The 18,187-nt window shown below is 65.5% G+C and carries 20 protein-coding genes; 11 read left to right on the forward strand and 9 right to left on the reverse strand.

The window, feature by feature from the left end:
• Positions 1 to 453: a GatB/YqeY domain-containing protein gene (locus FHR20_RS07450; protein ID WP_167298895.1), complete on the reverse strand. Its 453-nt coding sequence runs from the start codon at positions 451 to 453 to the stop codon at positions 1 to 3.
• Between the two features lie 125 nt (positions 454 to 578).
• Here FHR20_RS07450 and carA point away from each other — a divergent pair, with 125 nt between their 5' ends.
• The 5 genes from carA (at position 579) to FHR20_RS07475 (ending at position 7,231) form a co-directional block, all read left to right on the forward strand.
• Positions 579 to 1,742: a glutamine-hydrolyzing carbamoyl-phosphate synthase small subunit gene (gene carA, locus FHR20_RS07455; RefSeq protein ID WP_167298896.1), complete on the forward strand. Its 1,164-nt coding sequence runs from the start codon at positions 579 to 581 to the stop codon at positions 1,740 to 1,742.
• Complete coding sequence (locus tag FHR20_RS23155; protein WP_167298897.1) at positions 1,739 to 2,578, forward strand: ribonuclease E inhibitor RraB; 840 nt, start codon at positions 1,739 to 1,741, stop codon at positions 2,576 to 2,578. Before carA ends, FHR20_RS23155 begins: the two co-directional genes overlap by 4 nt.
• Position 2,579: 1 nt before the next feature.
• Positions 2,580 to 5,909 carry a carbamoyl-phosphate synthase large subunit gene (gene carB / locus FHR20_RS07465; protein ID WP_167298898.1) on the forward strand — a complete coding sequence of 1,110 codons (3,330 nt, stop codon included), beginning with the start codon at positions 2,580 to 2,582 and terminating at the stop codon, positions 5,907 to 5,909.
• Between the two features lie 207 nt (positions 5,910 to 6,116).
• Positions 6,117 to 6,593 carry a transcription elongation factor GreA gene (greA, locus tag FHR20_RS07470; RefSeq protein WP_086129679.1) on the forward strand — a complete coding sequence of 159 codons (477 nt, stop codon included), beginning with the start codon at positions 6,117 to 6,119 and terminating at the stop codon, positions 6,591 to 6,593.
• Between the two features lie 2 nt (positions 6,594 to 6,595).
• On the forward strand, positions 6,596 to 7,231 hold the full coding sequence (locus FHR20_RS07475; protein WP_167298899.1) for a rhomboid family intramembrane serine protease: 636 nt from the start codon (positions 6,596 to 6,598) through the stop codon (positions 7,229 to 7,231).
• A gap of 19 nt (positions 7,232 to 7,250) precedes the next feature.
• On the opposite strand, the gene FHR20_RS07480 is transcribed toward FHR20_RS07475, so the two are convergent.
• Genes FHR20_RS07480 through FHR20_RS07500 form a run of 5 tightly spaced genes read right to left on the reverse strand, consistent with a single transcriptional unit; the run spans position 7,251 to position 8,975 of the window.
• Positions 7,251 to 7,469, reverse strand: a complete 219-nt coding sequence (locus FHR20_RS07480; RefSeq protein ID WP_137861039.1) for a DUF4170 domain-containing protein — start codon at positions 7,467 to 7,469, stop codon at positions 7,251 to 7,253.
• 59 nt (positions 7,470 to 7,528) lie between these two features.
• Positions 7,529 to 7,840, reverse strand: coding sequence for a hypothetical protein (locus tag FHR20_RS07485; RefSeq protein ID WP_167298900.1), 312 nt, complete (start codon positions 7,838 to 7,840; stop codon positions 7,529 to 7,531).
• Entirely contained in the window at positions 7,840 to 8,172 is a 333-nt protein-coding gene (locus FHR20_RS07490; protein ID WP_167298901.1) for a DUF3618 domain-containing protein, read from the reverse strand. The genes FHR20_RS07485 and FHR20_RS07490 overlap by 1 nt, the downstream gene beginning before the upstream one ends.
• Positions 8,169 to 8,510 (reverse strand): phage holin family protein, encoded by a 342-nt coding sequence (locus tag FHR20_RS07495; protein ID WP_167298902.1) that lies wholly within the window; start codon positions 8,508 to 8,510, stop codon positions 8,169 to 8,171. Before FHR20_RS07495 ends, FHR20_RS07490 begins: the two co-directional genes overlap by 4 nt.
• Before the next feature lie 15 nt (positions 8,511 to 8,525).
• Positions 8,526 to 8,975 carry a hypothetical protein gene (locus FHR20_RS07500; RefSeq protein ID WP_167298903.1) on the reverse strand — a complete coding sequence of 150 codons (450 nt, stop codon included), beginning with the start codon at positions 8,973 to 8,975 and terminating at the stop codon, positions 8,526 to 8,528.
• 114 nt (positions 8,976 to 9,089) lie between these two features.
• Here FHR20_RS07500 and eno point away from each other — a divergent pair, with 114 nt between their 5' ends.
• From eno to FHR20_RS07530, 6 genes are all read left to right on the forward strand, one after another.
• Complete coding sequence (gene eno, locus FHR20_RS07505) at positions 9,090 to 10,367, forward strand: phosphopyruvate hydratase (RefSeq protein ID WP_167298904.1); 1,278 nt, start codon at positions 9,090 to 9,092, stop codon at positions 10,365 to 10,367.
• Positions 10,368 to 10,666: 299 nt separating this feature from the next.
• Positions 10,667 to 11,110, forward strand: a complete 444-nt coding sequence (locus FHR20_RS07510; RefSeq protein ID WP_167298905.1) for a hypothetical protein — start codon at positions 10,667 to 10,669, stop codon at positions 11,108 to 11,110.
• A complete protein-coding gene (locus FHR20_RS07515) occupies positions 11,107 to 11,847 on the forward strand; it encodes a TorF family putative porin (RefSeq protein WP_167298906.1) in 741 nt (246 codons plus the stop codon). The genes FHR20_RS07510 and FHR20_RS07515 overlap by 4 nt, the downstream gene beginning before the upstream one ends.
• Positions 11,848 to 11,952: 105 nt before the next feature.
• Positions 11,953 to 12,300 (forward strand): FtsB family cell division protein, encoded by a 348-nt coding sequence (locus tag FHR20_RS07520; protein ID WP_167298907.1) that lies wholly within the window; start codon positions 11,953 to 11,955, stop codon positions 12,298 to 12,300.
• A 170-nt stretch (positions 12,301 to 12,470) separates the two neighbouring features.
• Positions 12,471 to 13,517, forward strand: a complete 1,047-nt coding sequence (gene pdhA / locus FHR20_RS07525; RefSeq protein ID WP_167298908.1) for a pyruvate dehydrogenase (acetyl-transferring) E1 component subunit alpha — start codon at positions 12,471 to 12,473, stop codon at positions 13,515 to 13,517.
• A 1-nt stretch (position 13,518) separates the two neighbouring features.
• The gene (locus FHR20_RS07530; protein WP_167298909.1) at positions 13,519 to 14,934 is read left to right on the forward strand and encodes a pyruvate dehydrogenase complex E1 component subunit beta; all 1,416 of its coding nucleotides are present in this window, start codon (positions 13,519 to 13,521) and stop codon (positions 14,932 to 14,934) included.
• 74 nt (positions 14,935 to 15,008) lie between these two features.
• Here the strand turns inward: FHR20_RS07530 and FHR20_RS07535 are convergent, their stop codons facing one another.
• Genes FHR20_RS07535 through FHR20_RS07545 form a run of 3 tightly spaced genes read right to left on the reverse strand, consistent with a single transcriptional unit; the run spans position 15,009 to position 18,096 of the window.
• Positions 15,009 to 15,677 carry a TadE/TadG family type IV pilus assembly protein gene (locus tag FHR20_RS07535; RefSeq protein WP_167298910.1) on the reverse strand — a complete coding sequence of 223 codons (669 nt, stop codon included), beginning with the start codon at positions 15,675 to 15,677 and terminating at the stop codon, positions 15,009 to 15,011.
• Complete coding sequence (locus FHR20_RS07540) at positions 15,674 to 16,300, reverse strand: TadE/TadG family type IV pilus assembly protein (protein ID WP_243857147.1); 627 nt, start codon at positions 16,298 to 16,300, stop codon at positions 15,674 to 15,676. Before FHR20_RS07540 ends, FHR20_RS07535 begins: the two co-directional genes overlap by 4 nt.
• Positions 16,297 to 18,096, reverse strand: a complete 1,800-nt coding sequence (locus tag FHR20_RS07545; protein WP_243857148.1) for a TadE/TadG family type IV pilus assembly protein — start codon at positions 18,094 to 18,096, stop codon at positions 16,297 to 16,299. The genes FHR20_RS07540 and FHR20_RS07545 overlap by 4 nt, the downstream gene beginning before the upstream one ends.
• Positions 18,097 to 18,187: the final 91 nt, after the last annotated feature.

Below are 18,187 nucleotides of genomic sequence, written 5' to 3' on the forward strand. Positions count from 1 at the left end.
TCAGGAGAGCGCCGCCTTCACCAGGCTGCTCGCCTTGCTCATGTCCAGCGTCGTCGCATGGCGCGCCTTCAGCTCCGCCATCACGCGGCCCATGTCCTTCATGCCCGAAGCGCCCAGTTCGGCCTTGATCGCCTCGATCGCCGCTATCGTCTCCGCGTCGCTCATCTGCGCCGGCAGGAAGCGCTCGATCACCGCGACTTCGGCCTTCTCCGTGTCGACCAAGTCCTGGCGGCCGCCCCCTTCGAACATCTCGATCGATTCGCGGCGCTGCTTCACCATCTTCTGGAGCACTTCGATCACCATCGCGTCGTCGTCCATCTGGACGGATCTGGTGCGCTCTTCGATGTCGCGGTTCTTGATCGCGCTCAGGATCAGGTTGGTCGCCTGACGGGTCCCCTTGTCGCCGGCCTTCATGGCGGTGATCTGGGCTGCCTTGATGTCGTCTCGGATCATTTCGTCTCTCGTGAATCGGGAATTACCCGCAATAGACCCGCGAACCGGTTGACGCGAGGGGGGTAGGGGTCTAGCGGGCGGCACTTAGCGACATTGCTGCACCTCAAATGGAGAGCCACCCCTAAATGGCCGACGCCACGCCTACGCCCATGCCTGCCGGAGCTACCGGCGTTCTGGTTTTGGCGTCGGGGGACGTGATCTGGGGGCGGGGCTTCGGCGCCGAGGGGCAGGCGGTCGGCGAAGTGTGCTTCCACACCGCGATGACCGGCTATCAGGAGATCATGACCGACCCGTCGTTCGCGGGCCAGATCATCAACTTCACCTTTCCCCACATCGGCAATGTCGGCGCGAACCCCGACGATGTCGAGGCGGACGATCCCCATGCGCTGGGCATGATCGTGCGCGAGGACGTGACCGAGCCGAGCAATTTTCGCGCGACCGAGCATCTCGATGCCTGGATGAAGAAGCATGCGCGGATCGGCCTGTCGGGCATCGACACCCGCGCGCTCACCCGCCGCATCCGCCTGGCCGGCGCGCCCAACGGCGTGATCGCGCATTCGGCCGAGGGCAAGTTCGACATTCCGCTGCTGCTCGAAATGGCACGCGCCTGGCCGGGCCTGGAGGGCATGGACCTCGCCATCACGGTCACCGCCGAGACGCATTTCGGCTGGGAAGGCGGCGTCTGGCGGCTGGGCTTCGGCTATGGCGAGGGCGGCCAGGAAGATGCGCGGCCGCATGTCGTCGCGCTCGACTATGGTTCGAAGCGCAACATCTTCCGCAACCTGGTCCATGCCGGCGCCAGGGTGACCGTGCTGCCGGCGGCGGCGACCTACGAACAGATCATGGCGTTCAACCCGGATGGCTTCTTCCTGTCGAACGGCCCGGGCGACCCCGCCGCGACCGGCGAATATGCCGTGCCGGTGATCCGCCAGCTGCTCGAGACCGGCAAGCCGCTGTTCGGCATCTGCCTGGGCCACCAGCTGCTGGGGCTGGCGGTGGGCGCCGAGACGACCAAGATGTTCCAGGGGCACCGCGGCGCCAATCACCCGGTCAAGCGGCTGGAAGACGGCGCGGTGGAGATCACCAGCATGAACCACGGCTTCGCGGTGGAGCGCGAGACGCTCCCCGAGAATGCGCGCGAGACGCATGTGTCGCTGTTCGATGGCTCCAACGCGGGCATCGCGCTGACCGACCGCCCGGCGTTTAGCGTGCAGTATCACCCCGAGGCGAGCCCGGGGCCGCAGGACAGCTTCTATCTGTTCGAGCGGTTCGTGGGGATGATGAAGTGAGCGCAGCCCCACCCGACATGTCGGTTGGTGGTGATCACGATCGTTGGATTCTCCTGGAGCGGGACTCGGTTGAGGATTTTCCTCTCATGGTCCGCGTTCGCGAGAACTCCAACATCCGTCAGTTCGTCGAAGCCAATGCGTTGACCGCGATCTGCTTCTGGGCGGAGCGCGATGAACTCGTCGATGATTTCGGCTTCCCTCGCGATTTGAGCGCGTTGCAGGCGAAGGAAGATGCCGCGATCGCGCAATTGACTGCAGCGGGCGTCGCCGCCTTTCATACCGCCAGCGTGACCGGAGAAGGGCAGCGCGTAGTCTATTTTGGGCACGCATCCGACATTGCCCTGCCATTCGACATGGGAGCCCTTTCCATGCCCGGCTTTGAAGTCAGATTGCTGTCGGTCGAGAACCGGGAGGCCTATCTCGGGCTGGTCACGCCAACCCAACTCGATTTGAAATTGAACGGTGATCAAGGCGTTATTGCCAACCTTGAAAAGCACGGCGACCTCGGTGCGGCACCCCGGAAGACCGATTTCTGGTTCTACGGCGAACGCGAGCGCCTTCAGGGGCTTGCCAGCGAACTCGAAGGGTTGGGCTATATGCTCGATCACTGGATCGAAGAACCCATCGGAATCGTGCTTACCAAGGTGACCGCCGTCGATTTCGGTGCCTTTCGCGAGATAAGCCCGGAACTGCTGGCCGCTGCCAATAGGCACGGCGTCGAGTATGACGGATGGGAAACCTTCGTCCTGAAGCAGGGTTCGCCGGAACCGGAGCTCACCTCCGCTGCAAAACCCAGATCATTCCTGAGCAAATTATTCGGGGCCAAGAAGAACTAAGATGCCCAAACGCACCGACATCTCCTCCATCCTCGTCATTGGCGCCGGTCCGATCGTGATCGGCCAGGCCTGCGAGTTCGACTATTCGGGCACGCAGGCGATCAAGGCGCTCAAGGAAGAGGGCTATCGCATCGTCCTGGTCAATTCGAACCCGGCGACGATCATGACCGATCCCGAGCTGGCCGACGCCACCTATGTCGAGCCGATCACCCCGGCGATCGTCGCCCGGATCATCGAGAAGGAGCGCCCCGACGCGGTGCTGCCGACGATGGGCGGCCAGACTGCGCTCAATACCGCGCTGGCGCTTGCGAACGACGGCACGCTGGAGAAGTTCGGCTGCATCATGATCGGCGCCGATGCCGAGGCGATCGACAAGGCCGAGGACCGGCTGAAGTTCAAGGACGCGATGACCAAGATCGGGCTCGAAAGCGCCCGCTCGGCGATCGCGCATAGCGAGGCCGAGGCGCTGGCCGCGCTCGAGCATGTCGGCCTGCCGGCGATCATCCGCCCCAGCTTCACCATGGGCGGTTCGGGCGGCGGCATCGCCTATAACCGCGAGGAATTCACCGCCATCGTGCGGACCGGCCTCGACCTGTCGCCGACGACCGAGGTGCTGATCGAGGAGTCGCTCCTCGGCTGGAAGGAATATGAGATGGAGGTTGTCCGCGATCGCAAGGACAACGCCATCATCGTGTGCAGCATCGAAAATGTCGATGCGATGGGCACCCACACCGGCGATTCGATCACCGTCGCCCCGGCGCTGACGCTGACCGACAAGGAATACCAGATCATGCGCAATGCATCGATCGCGGTGCTCCGCGAAATCGGCGTGGAAACCGGTGGTTCGAACGTGCAGTTCGCAGTGAATCCGAAGGATGGCCGCCTGATCGTCATCGAGATGAACCCGCGCGTGTCGCGCTCGTCGGCGCTGGCATCGAAGGCGACCGGCTTCCCGATCGCCAAGGTCGCGGCCAAGCTGGCGGTGGGCTATACGCTCGACGAGATCGACAACGACATCACCGGCGCCACACCGGCGAGCTTCGAGCCGACGATCGACTATGTCGTCACCAAGATCCCGCGCTTCGCCTTCGAGAAGTTCAAGGGCGCCGAAGCCACGCTCGGCACCGCGATGAAGTCGGTCGGCGAAGTGATGGCGATCGGCCGCAACATCCACGAATCGATGCAGAAGGCGCTGCGTGGCCTGGAGACCGGCCTGAGCGGCTTCAACAATGTCGAGAAGCTCGCCGGTGCCCGCCGCGACGAGATCGAGGCGGCGCTGGCGATCCGCTCGCCCGACCGGCTGCTGATCGCCGCCCAGGCGCTGCGGGAGGGCTTCACCGTCACCGAAGTCTGCGCGGTCGCCCAGTACGACCCCTGGTTCATGGAGCGCCTGGCGGAGATCATCGCGGCCGAGGCCGAGGTGATGGACAAGGGGCTTCCCCAGGATGCCGCCGGCATGCGCCGCCTCAAGGCGATGGGCTTCAGCGACAAGCGCCTCGCCTTCCTCGCGCTCAAATCGGCGAACCTGCGCGAAGGCGCCGATGCCATGGCCAAATCGTCCGGGCTGATCGGCGAAGTCGTCAAGGCGATGACCGGCGGCGTGACCGAGAACGACGTGCGCGCGCATCGCCACAAGCTGGGCGTCCGCCCGGTGTTCAAGCGCATCGACACCTGCGCGGCCGAGTTCGAGGCGAAGACGCCCTATATGTACTCGACCTACGAGGCGCCGAGCTTCGGCGAGCCCGAGAACGAGGCGGCACCGAGCGACCGCAAGAAGGTCGTCATCCTGGGCGGCGGCCCGAACCGCATCGGCCAGGGCATCGAGTTCGACTATTGCTGCTGCCATGCCTGCTTCGCGCTGGCGGATGCGGGCTATGAGACGATCATGGTCAACTGCAATCCCGAAACGGTGAGCACCGACTATGACACGTCGGACCGCCTCTATTTCGAGCCGCTGACTGCCGAGGACGTGCTGGAGATCCTCCACGTCGAGCAGTCGAAGGGCGAGCTGGTCGGCGTGATCGTCCAGTTCGGTGGCCAGACCCCGCTCAACCTCGCCAAGGCGCTGGAAGATGCCGGCATCCCGATCCTCGGCACCAGCCCCGATGCCATCGACCTGGCCGAGGACCGCGAGCGCTTCGCCGATCTGGTCGAGAAGCTGGGCCTCAGGCAGCCGGCCAACGGCCTGGCCCGCACCCGGGACGAAGCAGTGAAGATCGCCGAGCGGATCGGCTATCCGGTGCTGATGCGCCCCAGCTACGTGCTGGGCGGCCGCGCGATGGAGATCGTCGACTCCACCCAGCAGCTCGACGATTACATCCAGACCGCGGTGCAGGTATCGGGCGACTCGCCGGTGCTGATCGACCAGTATCTTCGCGATGCCGTGGAAGTGGACGTGGACGCGATCGCCGACGGCAGCGATGTGGTCGTGGCCGGCGTGCTCCAGCATATCGAGGAAGCCGGCGTCCATTCGGGCGACAGCGCCTGTTCGATCCCGCCCTACAGCCTGCCGGCGGAGATCGTCGCCGAGATCGAGCGCCAGACCGATGCGCTGGCCCGCGCGCTCGGGGTCAAGGGCCTGATGAACATCCAGTTCGCGGTGAAGGACGGCGAGGTCTATCTGATCGAGGTGAACCCGCGCGCCAGCCGCACGGTGCCCTTTGTCGCAAAGGCGATCGGCATCCCCGTCGCCAAGATCGCCAGCCGGGTGATGGCAGGCGAGATGCTGGCCGACCTGCCGAAGATCGACCGGGACATCGATTACATCGCGGTCAAGGAAGCCGTCTTCCCGTTCAACAAGTTCCCCGGCGTCGATCCGGTGCTTTCGCCCGAGATGAAGTCGACCGGCGAAGTCATGGGCATCGACATGGATTTCGCGACCAGCTTCGCAAAGGCGCAGCTGGGCGCGGGAACGGTGCTGCCCGGCACGGGCCGGCTGTTCGTCAGCGTCAAGGATACCGACAAGCCGGTGGTGCTGCCGGGGGTGCGCCTGCTCGCCGAACTGGGCTTTACCATTGTCGCCACCGGCGGCACCGCCGACTATCTGACGAACGAGGGCATCAGGGTCGAGCGCGTCAACAAGGTGGCGCAGGGCCGTCCGCACATCGTCGACCGCATCCTGGACGGCGATATCGCACTGATCTTCAATACGACGGAAGGCTGGCAGTCGCTGAAGGATTCGTCGGACATCCGGCGTTCGGCGCTCAATCTCAAGATCCCGTACTTCACCACGGCGCAGGCGAGCGTAGCGGCGGCACGGGCGATCGAGGCGCTGTCCAGGCACAGCCTCGACGTGCGGCCGCTCCAGGATTTCTACGCCTCGCGCGGTTGATCCGATCCCTCCGGCTCCCCGCGTTTCGACGGGGAGCCGGACCGATTATTCCAGCTTCGGCTCGAAGATAACTTTCCTAGCCTTGCAGTGCGGCATTGGCAGGCTTATTATTCGCGTTCGCACAATTGATCTTCCCCCATCAGTATCCATGTGCGGGCGTTCCCCCGGGGGCGCTTGTGGGACGGGGCGTTTTGAAGGACTTGGTGGATGGCGACGGTCGACAAGATGCCGATGCTTCAGGAAGGCTATGACAAGCTTACCGCGGAGCTGAAGCGCCTGAAAATCGAACGCCCGCTGATCGTGGATGCGATCGAGGAGGCGCGCGCGCACGGCGACCTGTCGGAAAATGCCGAATATCACGCCGCCAAGGAGCAGCAGGGCCAGAACGAAGCCACGATCGCGGATATCGAGGGCAAGCTCAGCCGTGCCCAGATCATCGATCCTCGCGAGCTTTCGGGCGACAAGGTCGTGTTCGGCGCGACGGTGACGCTGCTCGACGAGGACGACAAGCCGATCAAGTACCAGATCGTCGGCGAGACCGAGGCCGATGTCAGCAAGGGCCGCATCTCGTACAACTCGCCGATCGGCCGCGCGCTGATCGGGCGCAAGGTGGACGAGGAGGTCGAGGTCTCGGTTCCCGCCGGCGACCGCTATTATCTGGTGTCGCAGATCGAATTCATCTGACGATGGATTTGCGCCGGATTACGGCCACGTCCTGGATCGTGCTGGTCACGGTCCTGGTCAGTCTGTTCGTGCTGTTCACGCATCGCGAGATCGAAGCTGCCGTGCTCGGCGGCTTCATTCCCGCGCGCCTGACCGGGACGGTCGATACGCAAGGGCTCACCATGGTCCCGGCGTTGCTGACTCCGCTCAGCGCGACGCTGCTCCATGCCGGTCTGTTCCATCTCGGCATGAATATCCTGATGCTCGCCTATACGGGCCGGGAGACGGAGAAGGCGATCGGGCCCTGGGGCGTGCTGATCCTCTATCTGGTGGGCGCCTATGCTGCGGCGGGCGCGCAGTGGCTGGCCGATCCGCAGTCGGTACGCCCGATGATCGGCGCGAGCGGCGCGGCTTCCGCGATCGTCGGTGCCTATTCGCTGCTCTATGGCCGCTCGCGCGCCAAGCCGATCGGGCCCATTCCGGCGCGCGCGGTGCACGTCGCATGGCTCGCCGCCGCCTGGGTGGCGATCAACCTGATGACCGGGCTGGCATTCCAGGCCGCGAATGTGGGAATTGCCGCCGCCGCGCATATCGGCGGCTTCGCGGCCGGACTGATATTGGCCCGGCCGCTTTTCCAGTGGAACTGGCGCAAGGCCTGAATTCCACCGGGCCCGCGGCTCAGCCCTTGAGATCGGGCTCGAGCAGGCGGTGCAGGTGCACCACCACATAGCGCATCTCGGCATCGTCCACCGTGCGCTGGGCGGCGCTGCGCCAGGCATTCTCGGCGCTGGCATAGTCGGGATAGATGCCGACGACATCCAGCTTGGACGGATCGACGAAATCGAGCGTCTGCGGATCGGTCACGCGACCGCCGAAGACGAGATGCAGCTTGCTCATTGGGCCTCCGAAAGCATTTTCTGGTTTATAGAGGCCTCTAGGAAGGGGGGGCGCCGGCCTCAAGCCTTTTGCGCTGCACCCTTCGCGGCATCGACGAGATTGCCGAACAAGGAGGTGACGCGTTCCTTGGCGTCGTCGCGGCTGGGCAGCAGCGCGTCGAACTCCGCCTTGCCGGCTTCCTTCACTGCCTGGACGGTGCCGGTGACCTTGCCGGCGATCTGGCGGCCGGTGCCTTCGAGCAGTTCGCGCTCCTTCCGGCTGCGCGGAACCAGCATGCCGATCAGCACGCCCAGCGCGACGCCGCCGGCGACCAGCACATAGGGGTTCTCGGCCAGGCTTTCGCCCTGCTCGTTCGCGGGATTGGTGCTCATCAGGAGGATCCTTTCTTGCCTTTGTGCTTCAAACCCGTGGCCGGGTCGCGAGTTTCATGCCGCCTGGAGAGGATGTCGCCGATCCAGCCGCGCGCCATGACGAGGCCGATGGTAGCGGCGATGCCGGCGGCGGCGAGGGGGCGGCTGCGCACCGCCTCCGCACCCTTGCGCGCGACGGTGGCGACGCCTTGCGCGGCGGTCTCCACTGCGTCCTGCGCCAGATTGGCGGGGCGCAGCCGTTCCTGCACCTGGCCGAGCGTGCCGAACAGCCGGGCCCGGGCCGCCGCGATCCGCGCCCTTGCGGCGTCGACGTCGTGCGGATTCTCGCTCACGGCCTTTCCTTGAAGATGCGCTTCACATGGGTCCAGGCGAGCCAGCCCATCAGCCCGGCGATCGCAAGGAACGCCAGGACGACGATCAGCGTCGCCAGTCCCGGGCCGACCAGCGGGGAGAGAGTGAGGACCAGCCCGACCACCAGCGCCACTGCCGCGGCCTGGGCGAGGGCGAGCGCAACCGCGCCCATCCACAGCATCTCGCGCGCGTCACGCAGTTTCGCGCGCAGCAACGTGCGATAATAGCCAAGCTCGGCATCGGCATAGGCCCTGCCGTCCTCGGCGAGCTGCTGGAGCAGCTCGCCGATGCCCTTCTCGTCAGGCTGTGGCGCGTCCACCCCCCGCTTCGCCGCTTACGACTTGTCGCTGTCGCCGGCGTCGGACGCGGCGTCCACGCCCGACTTGATCAGGCGCGCGAGCACGAAGCCCAGGCCCGCCGCGACACCCACCGCCACCGCCGGGCTCTTGCGCACGAAGGCCGTGACGTCGGCGACCAGATCGTCCACTTCCTTGCCGCGCAGGCTTTCCGCGAAGTTCGAAATGCCGTCCGCGGCGGAGCGGGCATATTTGCCGTAATTCTCGCCGAGCCGGGCATCGACGTCGTTGGCCGCCGACTTCATCATGCTCGCGACTTCGTCGAGCGCACCCGTCGCCTTTTCCTTGCCCTCGCCGGCCAGCGCGCGGGCGCGCTCGGCGGCCTGGCTGCCGAGCTTGCTCGCTTCCTCGCGCAGCTTGTTGGTCGCGGAGCCACCCTCGGCCGCAGCCGGAGCATTCAGCGTATCACCCGTCGTTTCGTCAGCCATGCCAAAAAACCTCCATGCCCATTGCGAAACAACCACGGCCACGTTTGCGAGTTCCATCCGTTGCCGTTAGAGGCCGCGTCGCGCCCTCACTGCCATACCTAGGGAGACCGTTCCGTGACCGCAATCATCGACATCCACGCCCGCCAGATTCTCGACAGCCGGGGCAACCCCACCGTGGAGGTCGACGTGATGCTCGAGGACGGCAGCTTCGGCCGCGCCGCAGTGCCCTCGGGTGCCTCGACCGGCGCGCACGAGGCGGTGGAGAAGCGCGACGGCGACAAGTCGCGCTGGCTCGGCAAGGGCGTCGACGCCGCGGTCGAGGCAGTGAACAGCGAGATCTTCGAGGAAGTCGTCGGCATGGAGGCAGAGGACCAGGCCGATCTCGACGCCGCGATGATCGAGCTCGACGGCACCGAGAACAAGGGCCGCCTGGGCGCCAACGCCATCCTCGGCGTCAGCCTGGCCGCCGCCAAGGCCGCCGCCGACGCGCGGGGGCTGCCGCTCTATCGCTATGTCGGTGGCGTCAACGCCCATGTCCTGCCGGTGCCGATGATGAACATCATCAATGGCGGCGAGCATGCCGACAATCCGATCGACTTCCAGGAATTCATGATCGTTCCCGTCGGTGCCGAGAACATCGTCGAGGCGGTGCGCTGCGGCTCGGAGATCTTCCACACGCTGAAGAAGAAGCTGCACGAGAAGGGCCTGGCCACCGGCGTGGGCGACGAGGGCGGCTTCGCCCCGAACATCGCCAGCACCACCGAGGCGCTGGACTTCATCATGTCGTCGATCGAGGCCGCGGGCTACACGCCCGGCGACGACGTGATGCTCGCGCTCGATTGCGCCGCCACCGAATATTACAAGGACGGCGCCTACCGGATGGTGGGCGAGGGCAAGACCCTGTCGTCGGCCGAGAACGCGGCGTTCCTGGCCGACCTGGCGGCGAAATATCCGATCTTCTCGATCGAGGACGGCATGGCCGAGGACGATTGGGAAGGCTGGAAGGCGCTGACCGACCTGCTCGGCGGCAAGGTCCAGCTGGTCGGCGACGACCTGTTCGTCACCAACCCGAAGCGCCTGCTGCGCGGCATCGAGGGCGGCTATGCCAATTCGCTGCTGGTGAAGGTCAACCAGATCGGCACGCTGACCGAGACGCTGGAAGCCGTCAGCCTGGCCCAGCGCTCCTCCTATACCGCGGTGATGTCGCACCGCTCGGGCGAGACCGAAGACGCGACGATCGCCGACCTGGCGGTCGCCACCAACTGCGGCCAGATCAAGACCGGCTCGCTGGCCCGTTCGGACCGGCTTGCGAAGTACAACCAGCTGATCCGCATCGAGGAAGAGCTGGGCGACGCTGCGGTCTATGCCGGGCGTTCGGTGCTGAAGAAGTAAGGCTGCCCTCCCTCCCATTCGCGGAAGCGGTGCGCTCGCCTCCCGATCGTCGTCCTCGCCTTGGCGAAGATGACGGTCGGGGGAGGGCGGTGAAGAATAAGGGCGGCTATCTCGTGCGCCTTGGCATCCATCGCCACGGCAGGCCGGCTGGCGCCGATTGCCGCAGCGCGAGCGAATCCGCGCGATTATCGTGAGGAAGTGTTTCTGCCCGGTCCCAGCGGTTGCGGCCCGGCGCCTGCTTGTCCATCCGCGGGGGGACACTGGCCGACAGGAGCCGGTGCGCCGCACGGAGATGAGCCATGAGCATTGTTCTCGCGATCGGGCTGGCGCTTGCAGCCCCGGGATCCGTCCATTCCACCCTGGAGCATCGCACCAGCTTCGACCATGCCGGCGAGCGGATCGACACGCATTATCGCGCGCGCGTCGTCCTCGTTCGGCGGCAGGTCGGCGCAGCCACCAAGGCCGGCATGCCGTCCACGCTCCGCTGTACCTGGCGCGCGCATCTGCGCGTCGAGCGCGAGGCACGATCCGGCGAGAAACTGCGTTCGAATCGCAGCATCGAGCATAGGGCGATCCTGGAAGGCAGCCGCCCCGGCTGGTGCGGTGCGAGCGAGAATGCGGTAACGGAGGAAATCGCCCGACGCGCCGACGATATCCGCATGCGCCTGTTGACCATCGCGGACGAGGACAGGGCGATGCTGAAGGCCGAGATCGAACCGAAGGGAGTGAATCGCGGGACATGAGGGTGAGACGGGCAAGGGCATTGCCGGCGGCGGCGCTCGCAATCTTCTCGGGCGCGGCGGCGCATGCGCAGGACATCTCCGGTGGCGTGGAGCTGGCAACCGACGAGAGCCGCCGTGGCCTGAGCTGGAGCGGCGGGCGAGCAGTGGCCTCTGCCGATGCGCTGGTCGCGATCGGAGCGGCGGACGCGTCCGTCCGGATCGTCAGCACGCGCAACGCGCCGAGGCACGCCGATGCCGATGCCGTGGCGGACCTGGAACTGGGGGCGGCGACCGATGCCGGGCCGTTCCGGCTGCGCGGGCATGTGACCGCGCATCTGTTCACCGGCGCGCGCGAGCGCATGGACTATGTCGAGCTGGGCGCCCGGGGCAGCTATACGCTGGGGCCGCTCCGGCTCGGTGCCGGTGCGGTCTATGCGCCGAGCCAGCGCGCCATCGGCGGGGACAATCTCTATCTGTTCGCGTCGGCCGATGCGGGCATCCCGGCCACGCCGCTGTCCGTATCCGCGACGCTGGGGCGCAGCACGGGAAGCACGGACGATCCGGTGCGCGCCGCCCGGCTCAGGCCCCTGGGCGATTATACCGACTGGCGGCTGGGGCTGGAGTACAGCCAATTCCCCTTCACGATCGGACTCGATTATGTCGGCACCGACTTCGCCCGGCGGACGAGCGCCTCGCCGTTCGCAGACCTGGGCCATGACGGAGATCGCGTGGTCGCGCGCGTTCGCCTGGCATTCTGACGCTCTCGCCCGGCGCAAGCTGCCTGCAAGGGGGCAGGGGACGACTCGCGCCTCCGCACCAATACGGGCCTTGCGTGCGGCGCGTGGTTAAGCGAAAAACACCAGATGCGCTCGCGTAACGCTTCTCCGTTCCAGACCTTGCTTCGCCGGGCCGGGCTGCCCGCACTGACGCTGATCGCCATCGGCTTCTTCGGCTACAACGCCGTGCTCGGGCCGACCGGCATCATGCAGACCAAGCAGACCAAGGTGGAGTATGAGCAGAAGAAGGCGGAATATGCCGGGCTCGACAAGCAGCGGGCCGCGCTCAAGAATCGCGTCGACCTGCTCGACAAGAAGCGTGGGGTCGACCCCGACCTGGCCGATGAACTGGCGCGCAAGCAGCTGAACGTCGTCCGCCCGGACGAGGTCGTGATCCCCCTCCAGAAGCATGCGCCGGCACCCGCCGGGCGCTGATCTCTGGACGCTGCATTGCAGCGTACGCAATCTGCACCCCTGGTTGCGCAGACTGCAATTGCCGTGGCGTCAACTGAACGGCACGCGCATTCCCGCGTTAGTTGCGCGGCGGGCGAAAACGCGCTTATAGGCACCCGCCTTCCCCCTCCCCGGACGAGGATTTCCTGATCGTGGCCAAAGCACCGGCTCGCAAATCGACTGAACCCGCAAAGACCAATCGCGAGCGGCCCGAAGAGCCGCAGCGCTACCAGGCTTCGAAGGAGGAACTGCTCGAGTTCTACAAGCAGATGCTCCTGATCCGCCGCTTCGAGGAGAAGGCGGGCCAGCTCTACGGCCTCGGCTTCATCGGTGGTTTCTGCCACCTCTATATCGGCCAGGAAGCGGTTGCGGTCGGCCTGCAGTCGGCGCTCGACGGCGACAAGGATTCGGTGATCACGGGCTATCGCGATCACGGCCACATGCTCGCCTATGGCATCGATCCCAAGGTGATCATGGCCGAGCTCACGGGCCGCGCCGCCGGCATCTCGAAGGGCAAGGGCGGCTCGATGCACATGTTCTCGACCGAGAAGAAATTCTACGGCGGGCACGGCATCGTCGGCGCGCAGGTTGCGCTCGGCACCGGCCTGGCGTTCGCGCACAAGTATAACGAGGATGGCGGCGTCGCCATGGCCTATTTCGGCGACGGCGCCGCGAACCAGGGCCAGGTCTATGAATCGTTCAACATGGCCGAGCTGTGGAAGCTTCCGATCATCTACGTGATCGAGAACAACCAGTACGCCATGGGCACGAGCGTGAACCGCTCGTCGGCGGAAGACCAGCTCTACAAGCGCGGCGAGAGCTTCCGCATCCCCGGCATCCAGGTGGACGGCATGGACGTGCTCGCCTGCCGCGGTGCCGCCGAGGAGGCGCTGGCCTGGGTCCGCGCGGGCAAGGGCCCGATCATCCTCGAGATGAAGACCTATCGCTATCGTGGCCACTCGATGTCCGATCCGGCCAAGTATCGCAGCCGCGAGGAGGTCCAGTCGGTCCGCGACAAGTCGGACCCGATCGAGCAGGTGAAGCACGAGCTGGAGGACATGAAGGTCACCGAGGCGGAGCTGAAGGCGATCGAGGCGGAGATTCGCAAGATCGTGAACGAGGCGGCGGACTTCTCCGAGCAGACGCCCGAGCCCGATCCTTCCGAACTGTATACCGACGTGCTGGTGGAGTCCTACTGAGATGGCGATCGAACTGAAGATGCCGGCGCTGTCGCCCACCATGGAGGAGGGCACGCTCGCCAAGTGGCTCGTCAAGGAAGGCGACGCGGTCAAGTCGGGCGATATCCTCGCCGAGATCGAGACCGACAAGGCGACGATGGAGTTCGAGGCCGTCGACGAGGGCACGATCGCCAAGATCCTGGTCGCCGAGGGCACCGACAATGTGAAGGTCGGCACCGTGATCGCTACGATCGCGGGCGAGGGCGAGGATGCCGCCGCACCGGCGCCCGCCGCCGCACCGGCGCCCGCCGCCGCACCGGCCCCGGCGCCCGCTCCCGCGGAGCCTGCCGCCGGCGAGGATGGCGGCCCCAAAAAGGCCGATAGCGGCACCAAGCAGCTCGCCAGCGAAAAGGCGGCCACCGTCAAGGATCCCGCGATCCCGGAAGGCACCGAGATGGTCAAGACGACCGTCCGCGAGGCGCTGCGCGATGCGATGGCCGAGGAAATGCGCAAGGATCCGCGCGTCTTCGTGATGGGCGAGGAAGTCGCCGAATATCAGGGCGCCTACAAGGTGACCCAGGGCCTGCTCGAGGAGTTCGGCGCCAAGCGCGTGATCGACACGCCGATCACCGAATATGGTTTTGCCGGCCTCGGCTCGGGCGCGGCGATGGGCGGCCTCAAGCCGATCGTCGAGTTCATGACCTTCAACTTCGCGATGCAGGCGATCGACCACATCGTGAACTCCGCGGCCAAGACCAACTACATGTCCGGCGGCCAGATGCGCTGTCCGATCGTGTTCCGCGGCCCCAACGGCGCCGCTTCGCGCGTCGCCGCGCAGCACTCGCAGAATTATGGCCCCTGGTATGCCAGCGTTCCCGGCCTGATCGTGATCGCGCCCTATGACGCACAGGATGCGAAGGGGCTGCTCAAGGCGGCGATCCGCTCGGAAGACCCGGTCGTGTTCCTCGAGAACGAGCTGATGTACGGCCGCACCTTCGAAGTGCCGAAGCTCGACGATTACGTGCTGCCGATCGGCAAGGCGCGCATCGTCCGCGCCGGCAAGGACGTGACGATCGTGAGCTATTCGATCGGCGTCGGCGTCGCGCTGGAAGCCGCCGAGAAGCTGGCGGCAGAGGGCGTGGACGCGGAAGTCATCGACCTGCGCACGCTGCGCCCGCTCGACACCGCGACGGTGCTCGAGAGCCTGAAGAAGACCAACCGCATGGTGGTGGTCGAGGAAGGCTGGCCGGTCTGCTCGATCTCGTCCGAGATCGTCGCCGTGGCGATGGAGCAGGGCTTCGACGATCTGGACGCGCCGGTGCTGCGCGTGACCAACGAGGACGTGCCGCTGCCCTATGCCGCGAACCTCGAGAAGCTGGCGCTGATCACTGCGGACAAGGTGGTCGCGGCAGTGAAGAAGGTCACCTACAGGGGTTGATACCGGGGCCGCGCCCCGCCGGATTGCATCGGATACGGAAGAGGCCGGGGGAGACCCCGGCCTTTTTCATGCGATCAGCACGCTGCCTTGGGAGCGTTCTCGACATTGTAGATCTGGCTGAGGTCGCGCCGGTCGCGAACCATCATCGATGCGATCTCGGAAATGGTGCCGGCGGGGGTGAGCGAAGTCCTGATCAGCGGCTTGTAGTTGTAATAGACCTCGACATACATCGTCGCGCCGCCATCGGGTGCCATCACCTGCCGGTTCTGGGGCCCCATGCCATCCATGTTGGACGTCGTGGTGGTCGGATCCTTCAGATTGCCATATTGCGGCGAGAAGCCGGTGACCGCGCCTTTGCAGCGCTGCCAGACGATCTTGTACTTCCCGCTGGTATTGGGATTGGCCATCGGCTCGAGGTCCGAGATGATCACCCGGCCGTTGGTGAACAGGTCGAGTTCCCCCGATTGCAGCTGCGCACCGGTCAGCAGGTCGTTGATGTCGATCTCGCTGATCGTCTTGGCCTGAAGCTGGCTGCCGGTGCCGATGCGCGAGGCGTTGTCGGCCAGATGGAGGGCGATCTGGCTGATGCGCATCTTGGTGATGATGTAGTTGGTCATCTCCGCGCCGGCCAGGCTCAGGGTCAGCACGATCGGCAGGATGAAGGCGAACTCCAGCAGCGCCAGCCCGCTGGTGTCGTCACCCAGGCGGCGCAGGCGCGCGAGGTGGGGAAGGGCGCGGATCATGAGCAATACCGGACCGTCGGCGTGCCATAGCTGCCCTGGTCGCCAAAGGGCTGGTTCTTGAGTACCGTCGATGCCGTCACTGTCGTGGTCCTCGATCCGCCGATGAAATTGTAGATCGGGAAGAAGCGCGGATAGGAAACCTTCACCGTGTAGAGCACGGCGTCCTTCGCGCCGCCCTGGCCGGCATTGCCGCCGTCCTTGTCCCAGATGCCGTTCTGGTTGGCGTCCTCATAGGGTTCGCCATTGTTGCAGGTGCCGTTGCGGTCGGTGTCGGTCCATGCTTCCGCCCGCGCCGCCGAGGCATCGGAGAAGGTCCGGTAGTTGCGGCGGGTGATCGCCACTACGGCGTTGTTCGCCAGCGCCTTGGCCTGGGCGACCACGGCGCCGTCGAGCCGGGACTGGACCTCGGGGTCCCCGGAGTCCTCCAGCGTGGAATCGCGCGCGGTCTTCTGCACGATGCCCTGCAGCACCGCGCGCATGTAGAGCGTGTGCGCGATGTCGAACCCGCCGAGCAGGAACAGGCCCATCACCGGCGCCACGATCGCGAATTCGACTACGGTCACGCCGCGCGCGTCGCGCGCCAGGGGCCGGGCCCGCAGGAGGAAGGAACGGAAGCGCATCATTTGGTAAGCCTGAGCTGCGAGATCTGGTCGGCGATCGATTTGAACGTCTGCTGCAGAGCCGCCGAATTGCGGGCGGTGAAATAGCGCCCGTCGCTCGCACAGGTCTGCAGGCGGCTCTCGGTCGTCGCGTTGGAGCCGCTGCCGAACGAGATCACCCATAGCGTGATGTTCTTGTTCTTGACTGCGGTGCACAGCGCGGTGAAGCGGGCATTCACCTGATCGTCGAACGACTGGCGTTCGCTGCCGCAGCTGGACGCGCTGCCGACGTCGGAAGTGGTCCGCCTGTCGAAATAGCCGACGCCATAGGCCGTATAGTCGCAGGGTGCCGACACGGCGTCGCCATCGGTCATGAAGATCATGTGCCGTTCGATCTCGCCGCCCTGCGGAGTATAGGCGTTCTCCGTTCCGAAGATGCCCGTCGGCGACATGAAGCGCGCGCCCCACAGGATGCCGATGTCGTGATAGGTGTTGCCGGTGGGATAGAGGCTGTCGACATAATTGTCGAAACTATCGGCGCTCGGCCATTGCTGCAGCTTCTTCGCCTCGGCGGGGCAGTAATAGGGGATCGAGTTGTAGTAATTGTCGGTGGTGGTCGTCTCGGCGGTGTTGAGCTGCGACCAGCTGCTGGTCATGCTCCGGGCGTAGATGAGATCGGGAAGCGCCGGCCCCCACAGCGTCTTGCTGTCGCCCTGGCTCGGCATCAGATCGATGTTCAGGTCATAGGCGGTGTTGGGGATCGGATAATAGCTCGACTGGCTGACGGTCGGCCGCCGCTCCTCGATGCAGCCGTCCCAGCCGATCGATCGGTTCGAGCCGTCATCGTTGAGCGGCAGGACGAAGCTGTTGTTCCACTGCGTGCCGTTCTTGAGGCCGCTGATCGAGGTATTGATCTGCCCGTATTTCCATTGGGGCACATAGTTGCGCACCTGTTCGAGACAGGCTCTGCTGCCGCTCTGCCCGGTCGCGCTCGACTGATATTGCGCGGTCGCGGTGTTCGCCTGCGCCACACAGGCGCTGCCGCTCTTGCTGTGATAGCGATTGTTTCGCCATGCGCTCCAGTCCATCCCGACCTTGACGCGCGACTGATAGTCCCAGCTGTTCGCCAGGAAGCTGGTCGGCAGCAGCTTGCCCACGTTCACATTGGTCGAATAGGGCACGAAGCCGAAGCGGAGCTGGACCTGGCTGCCGGTGCCGCCGCTGGGCGAGCCGGTGGTGCAGTTTGCATCCGTGTCGAGCCGCGCCACGATCTCGTAGAAGCACTTCACCGCGGTCTTGAGCGAGTTGATCTTGGTATCGGAATCGGTGCTGACTGCCTTGCTGCCCATCGATCCGGTGACGTCGAGCACGAACATCACGTCGGTATTGGGCAGGCGCATTTCGGCGTCGCAGGTTACCGACAGCGTCTCGCTGGTCTTGCCGAAGATGCGCATCAGCGTCATCGGCAGGTCGGCCGATGCCGTGCCGCTCACCTTGCCGGCATTCTCGGAGAAGGCACGCGAACGCGCGGTCACGCCATAGGCGGACGCATTGTAGTTCGCATCGAAGAACTTCTCGGCCTGGGTGCGGGCGTAATAATTGTTGAAGTTCCACACGCCGCCGCCCATCGCCTTGCGTCCGGCGAGCGCACCCGCGTCGCAAGCATGTTGCAGGCGCGTCTTGACGATGTACATGCGGCTGATGTCCACGCCGCCGCCCACCATGCCCGCCAGCGGGATCAGTGCCATGGTCATGATGGCAAGCGTGTTGGCGCGCACGTCGCGCGCAAGCCTGCCCATGAAGGCGCGCGCGGTCGCCAAATTCAGCCGTCCTTCGTGCATGGAAGGGCCCCCCGTCCCCGATCAACGAGGCACCTTGGATCAATTGTCGCTAATTACGTATAAATCCGGA

The sequence above is a fragment of the Sphingomonas leidyi genome, from assembly GCF_011761945.1.
Lineage (GTDB): Bacteria > Pseudomonadota > Alphaproteobacteria > Sphingomonadales > Sphingomonadaceae > Sphingomonas > Sphingomonas leidyi.